17 protein-coding genes are annotated in these 18067 nt (G+C 66.7%); 12 read left to right on the top strand and 5 right to left on the bottom strand.

Annotated features, from left to right (window positions below; translation table 11 throughout):
- Positions 1–6 precede the first annotated feature (6 nt).
- From ACLMAJ_RS36055 to ACLMAJ_RS36015, 9 genes are all read left to right on the top strand, one after another.
- The gene (locus ACLMAJ_RS36055; protein ID WP_412018390.1) at positions 7–879 is read left to right on the top strand and encodes an alpha/beta fold hydrolase; all 873 of its coding nucleotides are present in this window, start codon (positions 7–9) and stop codon (positions 877–879) included.
- Positions 880–1030: 151 nt separating this feature from the next.
- Positions 1031–2011, top strand: coding sequence for an ABC transporter substrate-binding protein (locus tag ACLMAJ_RS36050; protein ID WP_412018389.1), 981 nt, complete (start codon positions 1031–1033; stop codon positions 2009–2011).
- The gene (locus ACLMAJ_RS36045) at positions 2008–2814 is read left to right on the top strand and encodes an ABC transporter ATP-binding protein (protein WP_412018388.1); all 807 of its coding nucleotides are present in this window, start codon (positions 2008–2010) and stop codon (positions 2812–2814) included. Before ACLMAJ_RS36050 ends, ACLMAJ_RS36045 begins: the two co-directional genes overlap by 4 nt.
- Complete coding sequence (locus ACLMAJ_RS36040; protein WP_412018387.1) at positions 2811–3644, top strand: ABC transporter permease; 834 nt, start codon at positions 2811–2813, stop codon at positions 3642–3644. Before ACLMAJ_RS36045 ends, ACLMAJ_RS36040 begins: the two co-directional genes overlap by 4 nt.
- A 31-nt stretch (positions 3645–3675) precedes the next feature.
- Positions 3676–4458, top strand: a complete 783-nt coding sequence (locus tag ACLMAJ_RS36035) for a class II aldolase/adducin family protein (protein ID WP_412018386.1) — start codon at positions 3676–3678, stop codon at positions 4456–4458.
- 158 nt (positions 4459–4616) lie between these two features.
- Complete coding sequence (locus tag ACLMAJ_RS36030; protein WP_412018385.1) at positions 4617–5627, top strand: NAD(P)/FAD-dependent oxidoreductase; 1011 nt, start codon at positions 4617–4619, stop codon at positions 5625–5627.
- Between the two features lie 3 nt (positions 5628–5630).
- Positions 5631–5951, top strand: a complete 321-nt coding sequence (locus ACLMAJ_RS36025) for a DUF362 domain-containing protein (protein WP_412018384.1) — start codon at positions 5631–5633, stop codon at positions 5949–5951.
- Between the two features lie 77 nt (positions 5952–6028).
- Complete coding sequence (locus tag ACLMAJ_RS36020) at positions 6029–6847, top strand: alpha/beta fold hydrolase (RefSeq protein WP_412018383.1); 819 nt, start codon at positions 6029–6031, stop codon at positions 6845–6847.
- A 132-nt stretch (positions 6848–6979) separates the two neighbouring features.
- Positions 6980–7831, top strand: coding sequence for an IclR family transcriptional regulator (locus ACLMAJ_RS36015; protein ID WP_412018415.1), 852 nt, complete (start codon positions 6980–6982; stop codon positions 7829–7831).
- A gap of 135 nt (positions 7832–7966) precedes the next feature.
- Here ACLMAJ_RS36015 and ACLMAJ_RS36010 read toward each other — a convergent pair whose 3' ends face one another.
- The 5 genes from ACLMAJ_RS36010 to ACLMAJ_RS35990 all read right to left on the bottom strand — a co-directional run bounded on the left by ACLMAJ_RS36010 (position 7967) and on the right by ACLMAJ_RS35990 (position 14849).
- Positions 7967–9553, bottom strand: a complete 1587-nt coding sequence (locus ACLMAJ_RS36010) for an AMP-binding protein (protein WP_412018382.1) — start codon at positions 9551–9553, stop codon at positions 7967–7969.
- A 7-nt stretch (positions 9554–9560) separates the two neighbouring features.
- Positions 9561–10508 (bottom strand): quinone oxidoreductase family protein, encoded by a 948-nt coding sequence (locus ACLMAJ_RS36005; RefSeq protein ID WP_412018381.1) that lies wholly within the window; start codon positions 10506–10508, stop codon positions 9561–9563.
- Between the two features lie 32 nt (positions 10509–10540).
- Complete coding sequence (locus tag ACLMAJ_RS36000; protein ID WP_412018380.1) at positions 10541–12889, bottom strand: CaiB/BaiF CoA-transferase family protein; 2349 nt, start codon at positions 12887–12889, stop codon at positions 10541–10543.
- Between the two features lie 145 nt (positions 12890–13034).
- Positions 13035–14015, bottom strand: a complete 981-nt coding sequence (locus tag ACLMAJ_RS35995) for an ABC transporter substrate-binding protein (protein WP_412018379.1) — start codon at positions 14013–14015, stop codon at positions 13035–13037.
- 42 nt (positions 14016–14057) lie between these two features.
- On the bottom strand, positions 14058–14849 hold the full coding sequence (locus ACLMAJ_RS35990) for an enoyl-CoA hydratase/isomerase family protein (protein WP_412018378.1): 792 nt from the start codon (positions 14847–14849) through the stop codon (positions 14058–14060).
- A gap of 224 nt (positions 14850–15073) precedes the next feature.
- Here ACLMAJ_RS35990 and ACLMAJ_RS35985 point away from each other — a divergent pair, with 224 nt between their 5' ends.
- Genes ACLMAJ_RS35985 through dmpG form a run of 3 tightly spaced genes read left to right on the top strand, consistent with a single transcriptional unit; the run spans position 15074 to position 17885 of the window.
- Complete coding sequence (locus tag ACLMAJ_RS35985) at positions 15074–15886, top strand: 2-keto-4-pentenoate hydratase (protein ID WP_412018377.1); 813 nt, start codon at positions 15074–15076, stop codon at positions 15884–15886.
- Positions 15883–16812 (top strand): acetaldehyde dehydrogenase (acetylating), encoded by a 930-nt coding sequence (locus ACLMAJ_RS35980; RefSeq protein WP_412018376.1) that lies wholly within the window; start codon positions 15883–15885, stop codon positions 16810–16812. Before ACLMAJ_RS35985 ends, ACLMAJ_RS35980 begins: the two co-directional genes overlap by 4 nt.
- Complete coding sequence (dmpG, locus tag ACLMAJ_RS35975; protein WP_412018375.1) at positions 16809–17885, top strand: 4-hydroxy-2-oxovalerate aldolase; 1077 nt, start codon at positions 16809–16811, stop codon at positions 17883–17885. The genes ACLMAJ_RS35980 and dmpG overlap by 4 nt, the downstream gene beginning before the upstream one ends.
- Positions 17886–18067: the final 182 nt, after the last annotated feature.

Raw genomic sequence — 18067 nt, 5'->3', positions numbered from 1 at the left:
CAACGCATGACAATCTGGAATGAACTGGCCGGACTCGACTTCACGGTGCGGACCGTCGACGCGGGCGGCGTCCCCACCCGCGCGCTGCAGGCCGGCTCCGGGGACGAGGCGGTGGTGTTCCTGCACGGAACCAGCGGTCACCTCGAAGCCTTCGCCCGCAATATCGCCGCTCACGCCCGGTCCTACGAGTGCCACGCCATCGACATGCTCGGGCACGGTTACACCGGAAAGCCCGACTACCGCTACGAAATTCCGCGCTACGTGGAGCATCTGGTGAATTACCTCGACGCGGTCGGGCTGGCCGAGGTTCACCTGGTGGGCGAGTCGCTCGGCGGTTGGGTGGCGGCACAGCTGGCCAGCGAGCAGCCCGAGCGGGTTCGCTCGCTGCAATTGCTCGCCGCCGGCGGCACGGTCGCCAACCCCGAGATCATGCAGCGCATCAAGACCTCGACCACCAACGCGGTGCGCAACGATGACATCGAGTTGACCCGCGCCCGGCTGCGGTTGCTCATGCACGATCCGGTGCACGCGACCGAGGAACTGGTCGCAGCCAGGCATCGCATCTACCATCAGCCCGATTTCGTGGCGAACATCCACAACCTGCTTTCCTTGCAGGAGATGGAGATCCGGCAGCGCAACCTGCTGCGTCCGGACCGGCTCGCGCGCATCAAGGCGCCCACGCTGGTGGTGTGGGGCCACGAGAATCCCTTCGGCGACGTACCGGAAGCCAAGAAGATGGCCGAGGACATTCCCGGGGCACGGCTGCGGCTGTTCACCGAATGCGGCCACTGGCCCCAGCATGAGCAGGCCGCACTGTACAACCCGCTGAGTCTGGAATTCCTTGCCGAGGCGTCGGCGCGCGCGAAGAGTGTCGCCTGAGGCTGCGGGTGAAATGTTGCCGACCGGTAAGTTTTCGCGAGCGGTCCGCTCGGTGGACCGGATTGGTATTCGTGCCACGGCGGTGCGTTTAGTTTTCTTCATCACACCCCGCGAGTGCGGAACAGATAAGAAATAGCGAAGGTGGGCACATATGGCCTGGCGATCGAAATTCGGCAAGGTAGCCCTTGCCTCAGCAGCGTTGGTTCTCGCGATTACCGCGGTGGCCTGTACCCGGCCGGCTACCAAGACCACCGCGAACGGCAGTGGTGGCGCCCTGCGAATCGCGGTCGGAATCGACGCGTCGTATGCGCCGTTCTTCCTCGCCGACCAGGAGGGCATGTTCGCCGATGCGGGTCTGGACGTCCAACTGGTCCAGTTCGGTCGCGGCGGCGAGGCCGTCGACGCGCTGGCAACCGGACAGGTGCAGGTCGCGGGCAGCTCCGACACCACAACCATCGCGCAGCTGCGCCAGAATCCCTCGCTGCGGGCGATGTATTCCTACGAGGTGTCCGGCGACTACATCAAAGTGGTCCTGCGCAACGGCGTCGACTCCGCCGCGGGCATCAAGAAGATGGGCGTCGTGGCGGGGTTGAGCCAGATCTCCACCACCAAGTACCTCGAGGCAAACCACGTGCCGGCGGGGTCGGTGAAGATGATCGACGCGACGCCCACCGATATGCCCGCGCTGCTGAGCCGCGGCGACATCGACGGCTATGTGCTGTGGGAGCCGTGGCCTGCCGCGGCGCTGTCGCAGGGCACCGGTCACGTTGCCGCCGTCACCGGCGACTACGACTGGTTCTACCACCACTGGGCGATCACCACCGAGCCATGGTTGCGGGCCAACGACGCCACCGCCCGTTCGATCGCCAAGGTGCTCGACGAGGCGACCAAGCGGGTCGAAGCCGACCCGCAGCTCGCGGCCACCACCACCAAGAAGGCGGTCAACGTCGAAGAGGACCAGACCGTCGCCGCGACCGGCGAAATCGACTTCGGCGTCCACAATCTGACCGACAAGGACGTCGCGTCCGCACAGTCGGTTGTCGACTTCTACAAGACGATCGGCGTTCTGTCCGAGCAGCCGGACCTGACCTCCGCGCTCCTGCTCGACTGGTATCAGGAGGGCAAGCCATGACTGCCACCACCACGACCGGTGTACCCATCGATCTGCGCGAGCTCGGCATCAGTTTCGGCGACGCCGAAATAGTCTCGGAAATCAACCTGCGGGTGCGCCCCGGCGAGTTCGTCTGCCTGCTCGGGCCGAGTGGCTGCGGCAAGTCGACCCTGCTCTCGGCCATGGCCGGTTTCGTCAAGCCGAGTGTGGGCGAGATCGTCTGTGCCGGAGACGAGGTCGCGGGCGGGAATCCGCACGCGGGCATGGTCTTCCAGAGCTCCGAGGCGTTGTTCGAATGGATGACGGTGAGCCGCAACGTCAGCTACGGACCGCGGATGAACGGCGCGAACAAGGCCGAGCAGGCCCGCATCGCCGCCGAGTATCTGGCGATGGTCGGGCTGCCGCACTCGGGCAAGAAATTCCCGGCGCAGCTGTCGGGCGGTATGCGCCAGCGCGTCCAGATCGCGCGCGTGCTCGCGAACCAGCCATCGCTCGTGTTGATGGACGAACCATTCGGCGCACTCGACGCACAGACCCGGCAGGTCCTGCAGATCGAGCTCGACAGGATCTGGCGGCACACCGGCTGCACAGTTGTCTTCGTCACCCATGACATCGACGAGGCACTCACCCTCGCCGATCGGGTGGTGGTGATGTCAGCCGGTCCGAAGGCCGGCATCAAGAGCATCTATGAGGTGCATGCGGCGCGACCACGCGACCGTGCCGACCCCGGCGTGATCGAACTGTACGAACAGCTCCGTGACGATATCCGCGCCGAGGTCGTCGCGTCGCTGCGCAATCAGGGCATCGAAGAGGAGCAGCTATGACCGCCGTCGTGCAGACCCCCGCCCCGGTGCGTCCGGCCTCGGCTCGGCGCACCCGCACGAAGAACCGAAGCACCGGCCGTGCAGTGCTGCATACGGCCGTGCTGTGGACGGCCTCGGCGGCCATCGGCCTCGCTATCTGGTCGTTCCTCGCCTGGTGGTACGGGCCGACGACTATCGCGTCTCCGGTCGAAGTGTGGTCGGCCGCACGCGAACTCGCCGCGAGCGGGGTGCTGTGGACCTCGATCTCGGCGTCCGCGCAGCGCATCCTGATCGGCTGGGCTCTCGGCGTGGTGATCGGTGCGCCGATCGGCATCCTGATGGGCCGGGTCAACCTCGTCCGTCAACTGCTCGACCCCTACATCGAGTTCTTCCGGTTCATTCCACCGATCGCGTTCGTGACCCTGGCGGTGGTGTGGTTCGGGATCGGCGAGACGTCCAAGATTGTGCTGATCTTCTACACCTCGGTGTTCATCGTGACCGTCAGCACCATCGCGGCGACCGTGGCGATCAGCGAAAGCAAGCTGCAGGCCGCGACCAACCTCGGTGCGAACAAGCTGCAGATCATGCAAACCGTGGTGCTGCCGTCCTCGGTGCCGGGCATCGTCACCGGCGCCCGCCTCGCCATGGGCAACAGCTTCCTGACCATCGTCTCCGCCGAGATCGTCGCCGCCGACCACGGCATCGGCTCGATGATCTGGCAGGCCCGCAACTACGGGCGTATCGACTGGACCTTCGTCGGCATCATCGTGCTCGGCATCATGGGCTTCCTGTTCGATCGGGTGCTGCGAGTGTTGTCCACCCACTACCTGTCGCGCTACGGCGTCAAGTAGCCGCCAGGTACGTCGAAATAGAAGGGACGCAATGACTTCCGCACCGAATATCGCCGAACTCGCCGGCATCCCCGGCCGGCCCGAATACTCGGATGTCGACGACGAACGCCGCCGCCGCAAACTGGCGGTCGTCGGTGGCTACCGGATCCTGTCGCGCTTCGGGCTCGACGAGGGCATCTCCGGACATATCACCGCCCGCGACCCCGAGCGCCCCGACACATTCTGGACCGCGCCATTCGGCAGGCACTTCGCCTGCGTACGGCCCGAGGAGCTCTTACACGTCGGCTCCGACGGGACCGTCCTATCCGGCGACGGCCCACTCAACCGTGCCGCGTTCGTCATCCATTCGAAGGTGCACGAGGCCCGGCCCGACGTAATCGGTGCCGTGCACGCGCACGGACTGCACGGCAAGGCGTTCGCCGCACTGCATCGGCCGCTGCGCCCGATCACCCAGGACGCCTGCGCGTTTTACCACGATCACTCCGTTTACGAGGAGTACCACGGGGTGGCGCTCGACGAGGAGGAAGGACTGCGGATCGCCGCGGCGCTCGGTGACAACAAGGCCGTCATCCTCGCCAATCACGGGCACCTGACCGTCGGAACCTCGGTGGAGAGCGCGGTGTGGTGGTACGTCTCGATGGAGCGTTCGATGCAGGCCGAGCTCGCCGCGCTGGCCGCGGGTGACCCGGTCGTCCTGCACGACAAGATCTCCGCACAGACCTACGAGGCAGTGGGTACCGAGAAGGTCGGATGGTTCGCGTATTCGACCATTATTCAGAAAATCGCCTCGGATGAGCCGGGGGTGTTCGGCTGACGCGTAGCGGCGACCGGACTGCGACGGCGGGTCCGTCGGCACCTGCCGGGGTGTCGATGGACCCGCCGTTCTTTCGGTCCGGCGGATCCGGTGCGCCTGGTCTGCCCAGCGGACCGATTTCATTTATCAAGCGCCACACCGTTATTACCGTTGCCGACATGAACGGATCGCGCCAAGCCTCGACAGACACCGAACTCGATGTCGACATACTGATCGTCGGGGCAGGCCCTGCTGGGCTCTACGCCGCGTACTACGCCGGGTTCCGAGGGTTGAAGGTGGCCGTGATCGACTCGCTGTCGGAGGCCGGCGGTCAGGTCAGCGCAATGTATCCCGAAAAGGCTATCCTCGATATCGCCGGATTTCCGTCGGTACGTGGGCGCGATCTCATCAGCGGGCTGCTCGAACAAGCCGCCCCCTACGACCCGGCCTACCTGCTCGGCGAGCAGGCACAGAGCCTCATCCATCGCACCGACGGCCGAGTCGTGATCACCACGAGCAAGGACCGCACCATTACCGCCGGTGCCGTAGTGATCACCGGTGGGATCGGGATATTCACGCCGCGACCGCTGACCAAGGGGCTCGACTTCATCGATCGCGGCCTGAGCTACTTCGTGCCCGACCTATCCGCGCACGCGGACAAGGATGTGGTCATCGTCGGCGGTGGCGACAGCGCCTTCGACTGGGCGGTGCACCTCGAGTCGATCGCCGCGTCGGTGACCCTGGTGCACCGACGTGACAAGTTCCGCGCGCATGCCGCGACCGTCACCAAAGTGCGCGACAGCGGCGTACGGATGCTCGTCAACGCCGACATCGCCGCGATACGCGGCAATGGCTGGATCACCGAGGTCGACGTCGCGCACCAGGTCGACAAGACCACCACCACGCTTCCCGCACAGTCGGTGATCGCGGCACTCGGCTTCACCGCCGACCTCGGCCCGATGACGCGGTGGGGCATCGAGATCGACTCGCGCCACATCGTCGTCAACACCCGCATGGAGACCACCGCACCGCGGATATACGCCGCCGGTGACATCACCGACTACCCGGGCAAGGTCCGGCTGATCGCCGTGGGATTCGGCGAGGCGGCGACCGCGATCAACAACGCGGCCGCGGCACTCGACCCGGATGCCGAGATCTTCCCCGGTCATTCCACCGAACAGGAGGGCTGAACAATGGCTTTCGTCATCGGCGAAGCATGCGTCGACTACACCGACCGCTCGTGCATGGAGGAGTGCCCCGTCGACTGCATATACGAGGGTGAACGCAAGCTATACATCAACCCGACCGAGTGCATCGACTGCGGCGCTTGCGAACTCGCCTGCCCCGTCGAGGCGATTACGGTGGATCGCAAGGCCGACCCGGATTTCAAGGAGGACGCCAAGCGGTTCTTCCTCGAGATCCTGCCGACCCGTTCCGAGCCACTCGGCAATCCCGGTGGCGCGGCGAAAATCGACGTGGTCGGCGTCGACACCCCGATGGTGGCGGCGCTGTGACCGGTATCAGCACTGGGACCGGCAGCGGCACTGGGACTTTGGGAGGCACCGAGAGCTCGGATGACACTGGGACACGAGTGCGATTCGGGTACGCCGACACCTCTTTCGGTCAGCTGCACTACGCCGAGCAGGGCAGCGGTCCAGCATTACTGCTTTTGCACCAGACCCCGCGATCCTGGGACGAGTTCCGGGAACTGATTCCGTTGCTCGCCAATGAGTTTCGGGTGATCGCGATGGACATGCCGGGGTTCGGCGCCAGCGCCGCGCTGCCAGCGCCCCAGACGATCGAGGCGTACGCCGGTGCGGCATGGGAACTGCTCGACGCGCTCGGCATCGAGCGAGCCACGGCGTTCGGCCATCACACCGGCGCCGCGGTAGCGATGGAGATGGCGGCCGAGCGGAGTGCGTGCCTCGACGCTGTCGTGTTGTCGTCGTGTCCGTGGGTGGACGCGGCCTATCGGGCCGGACACTCGGGCTCCGGCGGCGTCGACCGCGCCGACCACACACCCGACGGCGAGCACCTACGGACACTGTGGGAGCTGCGCCGGCCCTACTATCCGGAACCGGTGACCGAGCTACTCGACCGGTTCGTTCACGACGCGCTCTCCTTCGGCATCGACCCGGCCGAGGGGCATCGAGCCTGCGGCCGATACCGGATGGAGGAACGGATCGGGGCGGTGACCGTGCCGGTGCTGTTGATGGCCGGGGGCGCGGATCCGTTCGCGCTGCCGAACCAGCCACATTTGCGCAAGCACCTGACCGCAGCGCCGAACGTGGACGAAACGGTCATCGACGACGGCACCGTAGCACTGATCGAAACGCAGGCCGTGCGGGTGGCCGACGCGGTACGCGCGTTCCTGAGCTCGCAGGTAAACAATGTGGAACCGATCCACTGAACGGACCATCGGAAGTGCGCCCCGTCACGGCGACGCCTATAGTCGCATGGGTTGAAGGCATCGTGCTTCAACGTCAGGAGGCACCCCGTGACTCGAGCAGCCGCGCAGCAATCAGCCGATCTCGGTTCGGTGATGCCGATCGACCCCGCCCACGCGCCCGGATCAGACCTGTCCTCGGTCCTCGGCAAGGCCAGGTTGATCCTGGAGGCTTTCGACACCGACCACAGCGACCTCTCGCTCACCGAGCTGGCCCGCCGCAGCGGCGTCGCGAAGGCGTCCGTGCACCGGCTGGCCAGCGAGTTGGTCGAGTGGGGTCTACTCGAGCGAGCGGGCACGAAGTACCGGCTCGGCCTGAGACTCTTCGAGCTCGGCCAGTTGGTGCCACGGCAGCGGATCCTGCGCAGCGCCGCACTGCCCTATATGGAAGACCTCCTGCTCGCCACGCAGGAGACCGTGCACTTCGCGGTCCGCGACGGCATCGACGTGTTGTATGTCGAAAAGATCATCGGGCACCGTGGCCTCAACCAGCAATCACGGGTGGCCGGCCGATTGCCGCTGTACTGTACGGCAACCGGCAAGATGATCCTCGCCTTCTCCCCGCCATCGGTGTTCGACCAAGTGGTCGAACAGGGCTTTACCGCACTGACGACCCGGACCACCATGTCGGTCTCGCTACTGCGTCAGCAGCTCGAGCGGATGCGCAAGGAACAGTTGGCCGTCGAGGTAGAGGAAACCCGCCTCGGCTACATGAGCGTCGCGGTTCCGGTCTTCAGCGGCCCCGCGACCCTCGCCGGCGCGCTATCGGTAACGGGCCCCACCGCCCGGCTCAACGTCAGCCGGGTGACCGGAGCACTGCGCACCGCAGGAGTGGGGATCAGCCGCGCCCTACAGGCGATGAAGTGCACGCATACGGCAAACGGCCCGGCCACTCGCGCACCGTCGTGCAGCCCGACGATGTGCTCGTTCAACGGCTGCGGCAACTAGTTTCGCTGAGGCGCCGTATCACCACGATCACGTCCAAGGTGCTGCCCCAGCGGCTCGCCCACGGCGGGCTCGGTCGCAACGCATTGCCGGGAGTCATCGGCGCCGCGCTCGGACATCGGCGACGGGAAGGTTGATCTAGTCGAGTCGCTCAGCGGAAGTACCGGTTTGCGATTGCTCGGCATCCCAAGTATTCGGGCCGATACCGCGCGCCCGAAGCTCCGATTTGCGGACCTTTCCGGTCTCGGTGAGTGGTAGCGCGTCGACGGTTTCGAAATATCGTGGCACCGCGAACACGGCCAAACGGTCGCCAGCGAACCGGCGTAATTCGTCGGGATCGATCGGTATGCCGTTGTGTGGCACGATCGCGGCCATCACCTCGTCCTCGGCCAGGTCCGACGGCACCGGGAATACCGCTACGTGCTCGACGGTCGGATGCCGGGCGAGCACCTCCTCGACCTCGGCCGCGGAAATATTCTCACCGCGGCGACGGATGATGTCCTTGATACGGTCGACGAAGCGAAACCAGCCGTCGGACTCGCGGACTACCCGGTCTCCGGTGCGCAGCCAGGCATTCGGCGGCTGCGGTGGCTCCCCGATGTAGCCGAGCGCGAAACCGCCGGGCAGTGTGGTGCGGACCGCAAGTTCACCCGCCGTGCCATCCGGAACTGCCCGGCCCGCATCGTCGATCACCTGGGCGTCGTAGCCCGGCATTACGGTGCCGAGATAGCCGGGGCGGCGATCGCCGGGCAGCGTTCCGAGGACGAGATTGGTTTCGGTGCTGGCGAATCCGTCGACCAGTTCGACGCCGAAACGTGCGCGGAACGGGGCCAACAGCTGCTTCGGCGTGGCAGGGGAAAGCGCTCGGGTGACGCGATGGTCGCGGTCGCTGGGCGCGGACGGTGCTGCGGCGAGCATCGCGACCATGGCGCCGAGCAGGTACACCACGGTCGCGTCCGCGTCCGACACTCGACGCCAGTGCTCCCGCACCGAGAAGTGTTGTCCGAGTACGAAGGTGGCGCCGGCGACGAGAGCCTGGAACAGGGCGTTGATGGCGTTGGTGTGGAACAGCGGTAAGCCGTTGTAGAGCACGTCGTCGGGGCCGAGCCCGAGGGAGGCGCCGACTCCGTACCCCCACCAGAGAAATTGGGCGTGCGGGCAGCGCACCCCCTTCGGCGGACCGGTGGTGCCCGAAGTGAACAGGATCGCGGCAGTATCGAGGGCCGACACCGCGTCCGCGGGGTCGGGGGCGGATGGGAAATTCGGTCGGGGCACGGTGTCAGTGCCCAAAACCCAACGGTCGCCGGTGAATCCGGTCCCGTCGAGCCGGTCCAGGAACACCGGCTCGACCAGCACATGACGGGCACCCGAAGCGGTGAGCACATGGGCAAGCGCGTCGGCGCGCAGTGCGGTGTTCAGCGGTACCGCGACCGCACCCAACCATCCACAGCCGAGAATCAGGTCGAGCAACTCGATCCGATTGGCGGACATCGCGGCCACCGCGTCGGTGGCGCGCACGCCGCGAGCCGCCATCGACGCCGCCATCGACGCGGCGCGCTGCGCGAGATCGGCGTAACTCAGGCATAAGTCGCCGACCCGCAGCGCCGGGTGGGCGCCACGACTCTCGGCGCGGTCGATCAGTAGCGCCGGAATGGTCATGGCCACCGGCAACCGCGGTCGATCGGATGCGGGGACGGTGTTGCTGCTGGTCTTCTGTGCACTCATGTGGTGTTCAGGGAACCACAACCGCGCGGCCGGTGACTTTCCCCTCCCGCATCAACCGCAAGGCGTCGGCGATGTCGTCGAGCGGAAACTGTTGCACGGCGAGCCGGATCTCGCCTGCCACGAGCCGATCGATGAGCTGCGGGGCGAGCTCGATTTGGCGGTCGGTGCGGCGCATCATGTTGACCGGCAGGATCGCCACGTCGTTGAGCAGCCAATTGGGCAGGTCGATCCGAAGTTCGGTGCCGAGCGTGTAGCCGATCAGCGCGGCGCGCCCACCCGGCACCACCCATTCCAGCAGCGGTGGCAGACAGTCACCGCCGAGGGTATCGATCAGCACCTCGGCCCCAGGCTCCGACCCGAGCGCCGCGGCCAGCTCCGGCCCGCGTCCGACGACCGGGCGCACGCCGGGCGGCAGCAATGCCGCCTGCTCCTCGCGAGGCACGACACCGATCACCTCGGACGCGCCCGCGAGCAGCGCGAACTGGGCGGCCATAGATCCCACCGCGCCCGACGCGCCGGACACCACGACTCGCTCGCCGGCGGTCACCCGGGCCACGTCGTTGACCGCGACGAAACCGGTCGTGCTCGGCAGGAAGAAGGTGGCGGCAACCTGCGGTTCGAGCCCGGAGTCGAACGGGGTGAACGCCTTGTCGGCGGCAACCAGGTATTCCGCCCAACAGCCGGGCTTGAACAGCCCGATCCCGCCGCCGCGCACGAGAACCCTGGTGCCGGGCGCCAATGTGTCGGACTCGATGACAGTGCCCGCACCGTCGGTCCCGCCGATGTGCGGCAGCGTCGGACGGATATTGAAGGTTCCGCTGGCGACGGTGATGTCGAGGTGACCCAGCGCCGCCGCGTCGATGCGAACCAGCGTCTGTCCCGCGCTCCTGGCCGGGGTCTCGATCTCGTCGATGATCGGGGCCTGGTCGTAGTTGTGCAGTCGCGCAGCGCGCATTGTGTTCTCCTCCAAGGACTTTCGGGTGCGGGTCAGGACAGGACCGAGTCGGCGCGCAGTCGCGCGATGGTCTCCGGCGAGTATCCGGCGACATCGCCCAGCACCGCGTCGGTGTCGGCACCGAGCAGCGGCGCGGCCCGGCGCACCGCGACCGGTTCGCCGATCCGGATGGGTGCGCCCTCGTGCAGGAAGGGGCCGACGCGCGGGTGGACGCCACGCACGTAGTAGCCGCGCGCCCGGAGCTGCGGGTCCGCTTCGACCAGGTCGCGTCCGTTCTGCACCGCGCCCGCCGGGACTCCCACGCTCTGCAGCTGCTCGGCGGCGAGGTCGGCCGACATGGACACAGTCCACGCGCTGACTACAGTGGCGATCTCGTCCTCGTGCTCGCGTCGGGCCTCGGCGGTTCGGAAGCGTTCGTCAACAACCCATTCGGGCCGTTCGATCACCACACACAGCCGCTCCCAATCGTCCTGGTCGCGTACCGCGATCGCGCACCAACGGTCCGGTCCGAGACAGCGGAACACACCGTGCGGGGACATGGTGGGATGCGCGTTACCCATCGGGACCGGAGCCCGTCCGGTACCGGCGGCCCGCACGACACTGGTGCCCATATGCGAGGCCATCGCCTCGTACTGGGACAGGTCGACGTGCTGGCCTCGGCCAGTGCGGTCCCGGTGGCCGAGGGCGGCGAGAACTGCCGTGGCGGCCTGTAATCCGGCCACGATGTCGCCGTGCCCGTAAATCACCCCGACCACTTCGTCGGCGCTCCAACCGGTCATAGCCGTCAAACCCGCTGCCGCGGAGACGATATCGGCGTAGGACACCCAGCCGCGCAGCGGCCCGGTGTGGCCCATCCCGGACATCGACACATACACGATGTCCGCACGCAGCTCGCGCATCCTTTCGTAGCCGAGGCCCATCTTGTCCATGACGGCCGAGCTGAAGTTCTCGATCACCACGTCGCTGTGCGCAATCAGGTCCGCGAGCACGGCCAGTCCCGCCGGGGAGCGGGTATCGAGGGTGATGCTGCGTTTATTGCGGTTGACGTCGTTGAAGTAGCCGCTGGTGTCCGGATCGTCGTGCGGTCCGCGCGACAGATGCATAGCGGGGGCGAAGCGGGTCGGATCCGGCCGCCCGAGCGACTCCACTTTGACGACATCGGCGCCGTGGTCGGCGAGGATACGGGTGCAATAGGGGCCGGCGAGTACCCAGGTGAGGTCGAGCACGCGGATTCCGTCGAGCGGCATCCGGCCGCTGCCCGTGGCTGTGGCCGCATGCCGTGCCGCGCTCTGCGCTCGGCGCGGACCCAGCAGCGCCTGATGCGCACCGAGTTCGGGCACGATCAGCGCACGGACTCGCTCGCCCTCGGGGAAAGCGAATCCGAAACCGAGGTCGCGGGTGACGGATTCGCCGGACAGCACGTCGAGAAAGAAGTCCCGATCGTTGAGCTGCGGGTTGAGTAGCAGTTCGTCGGGGCGGTCCACCGCGGCCCACGGCAGTTTGCGTGCTTGGGCCGCGACCGCGAATTCCTGCTTGGTCCACTTGCCGAGGAAGCGCTGCACAACCTCGAAGACGTGGTCCTGGTGGATCTTTCGTTCCACCGGATCGTGCCAGCGCGGATCGTCGAGGTCCTCGGCGGCACCCTCCTCGATCAGCCAGGCCAGTAGTGCGTCCCACATGCGTGGGCTGCCGCCGAGCCCGCCGCCGAGGTATCCGTCGGCGGCACGGAACAGCCCATGCGGCACCAGCGGATGCACCCGGCCCGGGCGTGGCGGCACCCGATCCTCATGCAGGTAGGCGAGGGCGCCTGCCTCGAGGGCGGCCGCCACGCACTCCTGCGCGGCGATGTCCACCCTTGGGACCGGGCCGTGCGCGCGCATTCGGAGTCCTAGCAGGGCTCCGATCGCGGCGTTCACCCCAGCGAGCTGTTCGGCCTGCCCCTCGGGCAGCGCGAGCGGTGGACCATCCGGATCGCCGACCTGTCCGAGCATGCCGCCGAGCGCCGCGACGACGAGGTCGGTTGCGGCCCAGCGTCGGCGCGGACCGTCCGACCCGAACGGCGTCACTCGGACATGGACGGTCGAACCATGCTGCGGCACAACGGGTTCGGTGCCGACGTCGCTACCGTCGAGGAAGATGTCGGCCTCGGAGACCAGACGGGACAGGTTGCGCCGTCCTGCCTCGGTCGCGAGGTCGATGACCACCGACTTCTTGCCGGCGTGCCAGTGCGCGAAGGCGTGCCCGTCGAACTCGCGGCGGGCCGGGTCACCTTCGGGCGGCTCGACGAGGATGACGTCGTATCCGAGCCCGACGAGAATGCGCCCGGCGGATCGGATGAACGGGCTCGACAGCTCCACAACCCGACCAGCAGATTCGACCATCGCTACTCCGTTCTCTTTGTGTTGTCCCGGTCCGCGTGTTCCCGGCGGCCGAGTTGGCCCGAACCTACGTTCGGTGACGTCGCCGGGAAAGCGTTTTGTTCTGCTGAACGGACCGAACCGGTCGATGATGCAGCAGACTCAGCCCTCAAGCCGGTGGGCCCGCGACATGCTTGCTCACCCAACCGCGCAGCAGCCCGGTGTCGGTGTCGACAGGCCCAGAGATCTTGTTCTGGCCCTGAAAGAACTCCACGAGGGAATCGGCGCGGGTGAGGTCGTCTTCGGTGAAATCCCGTACACCGAAGTCGATCTGGGTGACGGTACGTTTCGCCGCAGCCGGGTCCATTTGGATGGCGGCCGAGACGGCCTTCGCCGCCCTTTCCGGATCGGATTGCACGATGGCGGCAGCGTCGGCGACGACCCGGAATACGCGTGCGGCGGTGTCCTCGTGCTTCGCGAGCCAGGATTGCGAGGCGAGCAACCACTGTGCGTACTTTGCGCCGAAGTCACCGCTCGTCGCGACGACCTTGCCGCCGGTGCCGACGGCCTGGGCGATCCACGGGTCGAACGAGACGAAAGCGTCGATGTCGCCACGCGCGAGCAGCGCGGGCTGTTCCGGCGGGCCGGTATTCACCAGTTTGGTGCTCGCCGGATCGATCCCGAGGCTGCGCAGGTAGATGTCGGTGAAGTACAGACTGATGCCCGGAAACACCCCCATCGTCTTGATCGACTGCGGAGTAACCCCTTGGCGCAGCACCACTTGGAAGTACCGCTGTGAATCCTCGTAAACACCGAGTGCCCGCAAGCCAGGGTTGGCGGCCATGACGGTCAGGGCGGTCGAGTCCGCGTTGCCCGACATTTCGGAGGTGCCGGCGACGACGTTCTGCGCGCTCGCCGCACCACCCTCGGTCTGGACGATCTGCACGTCCAGACCGGCAGTCTTGAACATGCCCTCCTTGTCGGCAAGGAAGAACGGGGCGTAGGAGGGATCGACGCCGACCGAGATGCGGATCGGGCCGTCCCCGGACGCCGCCTCGGTCGCCGGGCGTGAGCAGGCGGTGGCGGCGAGGGCGACCGCAGCGAGCGCGGCGACGGCGACACACGCGGGTCGCCAAAATCTTTGTGTCATAAGTGTTTTCTCCACGGTAGTCGGGACGACGATTCGATTCGGCTAGCGGCCGGTGAACAACGGGGCCCGCTTGTCCAGAAACGCCTGCAAGCCCTCGGCGGTGTCTGCGGTCGTTATCAGTTCCAGGACGGCGGTGAACTCCACGTCCAGCGCTTGCTCGATAGGCAACTCACGTCCCTGCTCGACAATGCGCTTGAGCAGCCCGATCGTTCGGGTCGGCTTGGCCGCAAATGATCGAGCGAGTTCGGCTATGCGGGAATCGAATTCGGCGTCCGGCACGACCTCGTCGACCAACCCGATCCGCAGCGCCCGCTCGGCCGGGAGCCGGTCGCCGTTGATCATGAGCAGCTTCGCTCGGTGCGCGCCGAGCAGTCGGGGCAGGCGTTGGCTCCCACCCGCGCCGGGAAACAGTCCGAGGCCCATCTCCGGGAACCCGATGGTCGCCGAGGACGTCATCACCCGCATGTCGCAGGCCAGTGCCAGCTCGGCGCCGCCGCCGAGCGCGTGGCCGTTGATCGCGGCGAGCACCGGTTTCGGAGCCGTCTCCAGCAGCCGCGCCACCTCGACCCACGGTCGCATCGCATGCTGGGTCTGCTCGGTGAGCTCGCGCATCACGGCGATGTCGGCCCCGGCGACAAAAAATCGTCCGGTGCCGCGGATAACGATGCAGCGGACGTCGGGATCGGTCCGCAGCGGTTCGAGCGCGCCCAGTAACTCGGTGATCAGGGCGGGGTCGAAGGCGTTGGCCGGCGGCCGGTCGATCCGAACAGTGGCCACTGCATCGGAGATGCTCACCCGCACTCGCGGTGCGGTAGTGGGCGGGTTGGACGTCATCACTGGCTCCGAAAGGTCGGGAAACGTCGGATCATCTGGCAGGTCTCGAGTATCGCCTGCAGCGGGGACGTTGGATATCGACCGGGTCCGGTAGGCGAACCGGAAGTCCGTGGTCAGCTCAGCGGACCGAGTGCGTTGACCGGCCGTTCGGGTGCGCGGCAGGCTGCGGTCGACGCCTGCGCGCTGACCGTGCGGGCCCGGAGTACTTATGGAAGGCGCATCCGATGACCAGATCCTCGACAGTGCAGTCCGCGCGCACCGACGCGGCCCAACGGTTGCTGCGGGCCGAACGTGATCGTGTGCCGTGCAATCCTGTTCGTGAACTCATCGGGTCGGCAGACGTGGTCGCGGCATACGCGGTGCAGTCGGCGGTAGTGGCGGATTCGGTGGCGCGGGGACGGGTGCCGACGGGTCGGAAGATCGGGTTGACCTCGCCCGCGGTGCAGGCGCAGTTGGGTGTCGATCAACCGGATTTCGGAGTGCTGTTCGCGGACATGGACCGTTCCACCGACGACGTGGTGCGGATGAATTTGCTCATGCAACCGAAGGTGGAGGCGGAGGTGGCGTTCGTGCTCGGCGCCGACATCGACATCGACGTGGACGCGGACGCGGAGTCGGTGCGTCGGTTCGTGGCGCTCGGGTTCGCGGCGATCGAGATTGTCGATTCTCGGATCGCGGGCTGGGATATCACCCTGGGTGACACCGTCGCGGACAACGCCTCATCCGGGCTGTATGTACTCGGCGACCAGCTGGCGATCGGGGACCTACCGGACTTGGCGGCGATAACTATGTCGATGAGCGAGAACGGCACCGAGGTCTCCACCGGGGTCGGGTCGGATTGCCTGAGCAGCCCGTGGGCCGCGCTGGCCTGGCTGGCGAACACCGCTCGCGAGTTCGGATCACCGCTGCGGGCCGGTGAGGTGGTGCTTTCGGGAGCGCTCGGGCCGATGGTCCCGGTGCGACCGGGCGGGACCTATACCGCGACCGTCAGCGGAATCGGTTCGGTATCGGTGACTTTCGCGGGAGCCGACGCATGAGTGTGCGGGTGGCGATCATCGGGCCGGGCAATATCGGCACCGATCTGCTGATCAAGATCAAACGGTTGGCCGGGTCCGAGCTGGAGACGGTCGCATTGGTCGGCATCGACCCCGCCTCGGACGGGTTGGCGCGAGCACAGCGGTTGGGGATCAACGCGATCGCCACCGGAGTGCAAGGGTTGATCGACCATCCGCGCTTCGCCGAGATCGATATCGTGTTCGACGCGACATCGGCGAAAGCACATGAGCACAACGAGCGACTGCTGCGTCCATTCGGGAAACGACTGATCGACCTGACCCCGGCGGCGATCGGACCGTATGTAGTGCCGCCGGTGAATCTACATGAGCACCTGGACGCACCGAATGTGAACATGGTGACCTGCGGCGGGCAGGCCACCATCCCGATCGTCGCGGCGATCTCCTCGATCACCACGGTGTACTGGGCCGAAATCGTGGCATCGATCTCTTCCAGGTCGGCAGGTCCCGGCACCCGCGCGAACATCGATGAATTCACCGAAACCACCTCCGAAGCGATCGTGCGGGTCGGCGGCGCACAGCGCGGCAAGGCGATCATCATCCTGAACCCGGCGGAGCCGCCGATGATCATGCGCGACACCGTACTGGCGTTGATCGGGGAGGACCGGCGCACGGAAGTCGTGGCGTCGATCGAGACGATGGCAGCGCGTGTCGCCGAATACGTGCCCGGGTATCGGCTCAAACAGCAGGTCCAGTTCTCGAAGATCGACGAGCCGATGGCGACATTGACCGATCACGAAGGGCCGCTGTGGAAAGTGTCGGTGTTCCTCGAAGTGGAGGGTGCCGCGCATTATCTGCCGTCTTACGCCGGAAATCTGGACATCATGACCTCGGCAGCGTTGGCCGTGGCACGCGCGATCGCCGCACGGGAAGAGGGGGTGCCGGCATGAGTCGGTCAATCGACACGGCCGCGAACACGCGTGTCGGCGGACGTGCGTTCGCCGCGGACGGGGCGGCCCTATATATCCAGGATGTGACGCTGCGCGACGGGATGCACGCGATCCGCCATCGCATCACACCGGCGGATGTCGCGACCATCGCGGGCACCCTGGACCGAGCCGGCGTGGATGCGATCGAGGTTTCGCATGGCGACGGACTGGCCGGACACTCACTTACCTACGGTCCGGGCAGCAACACCGACTGGGAATGGCTCGAGGCGGCGGCCGCCGCGATATCCTCGGCGCGATTGACGACATTGCTGCTGCCGGGGATCGGCACGATCCACGAATTGCGGCGAGCCTACGAGATCGGAGTGCGTTCGGTGCGGGTAGCGACGCACTGCACCGAGGCGGACGTCTCGGCCCAGCACATCGAGACGGCGAAGGACCTGGGCATGGACGTATCCGGGTTCCTGATGATGTCGCACATGGCTGCCCCGGCAGAGCTTTCGCAGCAGGCGAAGCTGATGGAGTCCTACGGCGCGGACTGCGTCTATGTCACCGATTCCGGTGGCCGGCTGACAATGGACGGGGTCCGCGACCGGGTCCGCGCCTACCGCGATGTCCTTGACGAACGCACCCAGATCGGGATCCACGCGCACCAAAATCTATCGCTGTCGGTGGCGAATTCGGTGGTCGCGGTCGAGGAAGGTGCGCTGCGAGTGGACGCGTCGCTGGCGGGGCAGGGTGCCGGCGCCGGAAACTGTCCGATCGAGCCGTTCGCCGCAGTGGCCGACCTGTACGGGTGGAAACACTCGTGCGATCTGTTCGCACTGCAGGACGCTGCCGATGATCTGGTGCGGCCGCTGCAGGATCGACCGGTGCAGGTGGATCGAGAGACACTGACTCTCGGATACGCCGGGGTGTATTCGAGCTTCCTGCGGCACGCCGAGACCGCCGCGGACCTCTATGGCCTCGACACCCGCGACATCCTGGTGGAGGTCGGTCGCCGTGGCCTGGTCGGCGGACAGGAGGACATGATCGCCGACGTCGCGCTCGACCTGCGCGCTCGCACCGGCAACTAATCGGACGCGAGGTCGGGTTCACGAAACCGTGGCCTTCGTCATCGTTGCCGATGAGTGCGGCGAAGACGGGTGCATGTCTTTCAGCAGCGGGCTTCGGCGGTGGCCTTCAGGTCCTTCAACCAGGCCTCGAGGCCCGCACTTCGCCGGTCGTGACGAGCTGATCACCGAACTCATCCGCGGTG

It is taken from the genome of Nocardia arseniciresistens, assembly GCF_046764875.1.
GTDB lineage: Bacteria > Actinomycetota > Actinomycetes > Mycobacteriales > Mycobacteriaceae > Nocardia > Nocardia arseniciresistens.
The sequence above is the reverse complement of the archived record's forward strand: the minus strand, read 5'-3'. Positions and strand labels throughout refer to the sequence as shown.

Coding starts and splice junctions, on each gene's coding strand:
- ACLMAJ_RS36030 (WP_412018385.1), top strand. CDS start 4,617: ATGAACGGATCGCGCCAAGCCTCGACAGACACCGAACTCGATGTCGAC.
- ACLMAJ_RS35980 (WP_412018376.1), top strand. CDS start 15,883: ATGAGTGTGCGGGTGGCGATCATCGGGCCGGGCAATATCGGCACCGAT.
- ACLMAJ_RS36010 (WP_412018382.1), bottom strand. CDS start 9,553: ATGAGTGCACAGAAGACCAGCAGCAACACCGTCCCCGCATCCGATCGA.
- ACLMAJ_RS36035 (WP_412018386.1), top strand. CDS start 3,676: ATGACTTCCGCACCGAATATCGCCGAACTCGCCGGCATCCCCGGCCGG.
- dmpG (WP_412018375.1), top strand. CDS start 16,809: ATGAGTCGGTCAATCGACACGGCCGCGAACACGCGTGTCGGCGGACGT.
- ACLMAJ_RS35990 (WP_412018378.1), bottom strand. CDS start 14,849: ATGACGTCCAACCCGCCCACTACCGCACCGCGAGTGCGGGTGAGCATC.
- ACLMAJ_RS36005 (WP_412018381.1), bottom strand. CDS start 10,508: ATGCGCGCTGCGCGACTGCACAACTACGACCAGGCCCCGATCATCGAC.
- ACLMAJ_RS36045 (WP_412018388.1), top strand. CDS start 2,008: ATGACTGCCACCACCACGACCGGTGTACCCATCGATCTGCGCGAGCTC.
- ACLMAJ_RS35985 (WP_412018377.1), top strand. CDS start 15,074: ATGACCAGATCCTCGACAGTGCAGTCCGCGCGCACCGACGCGGCCCAA.
- ACLMAJ_RS36055 (WP_412018390.1), top strand. CDS start 7: ATGACAATCTGGAATGAACTGGCCGGACTCGACTTCACGGTGCGGACC.
- ACLMAJ_RS36000 (WP_412018380.1), bottom strand. CDS start 12,889: ATGGTCGAATCTGCTGGTCGGGTTGTGGAGCTGTCGAGCCCGTTCATC.
- ACLMAJ_RS36025 (WP_412018384.1), top strand. CDS start 5,631: ATGGCTTTCGTCATCGGCGAAGCATGCGTCGACTACACCGACCGCTCG.
- ACLMAJ_RS36015 (WP_412018415.1), top strand. CDS start 6,980: ATGCCGATCGACCCCGCCCACGCGCCCGGATCAGACCTGTCCTCGGTC.
- ACLMAJ_RS36040 (WP_412018387.1), top strand. CDS start 2,811: ATGACCGCCGTCGTGCAGACCCCCGCCCCGGTGCGTCCGGCCTCGGCT.
- ACLMAJ_RS35995 (WP_412018379.1), bottom strand. CDS start 14,015: ATGACACAAAGATTTTGGCGACCCGCGTGTGTCGCCGTCGCCGCGCTC.
- ACLMAJ_RS36050 (WP_412018389.1), top strand. CDS start 1,031: ATGGCCTGGCGATCGAAATTCGGCAAGGTAGCCCTTGCCTCAGCAGCG.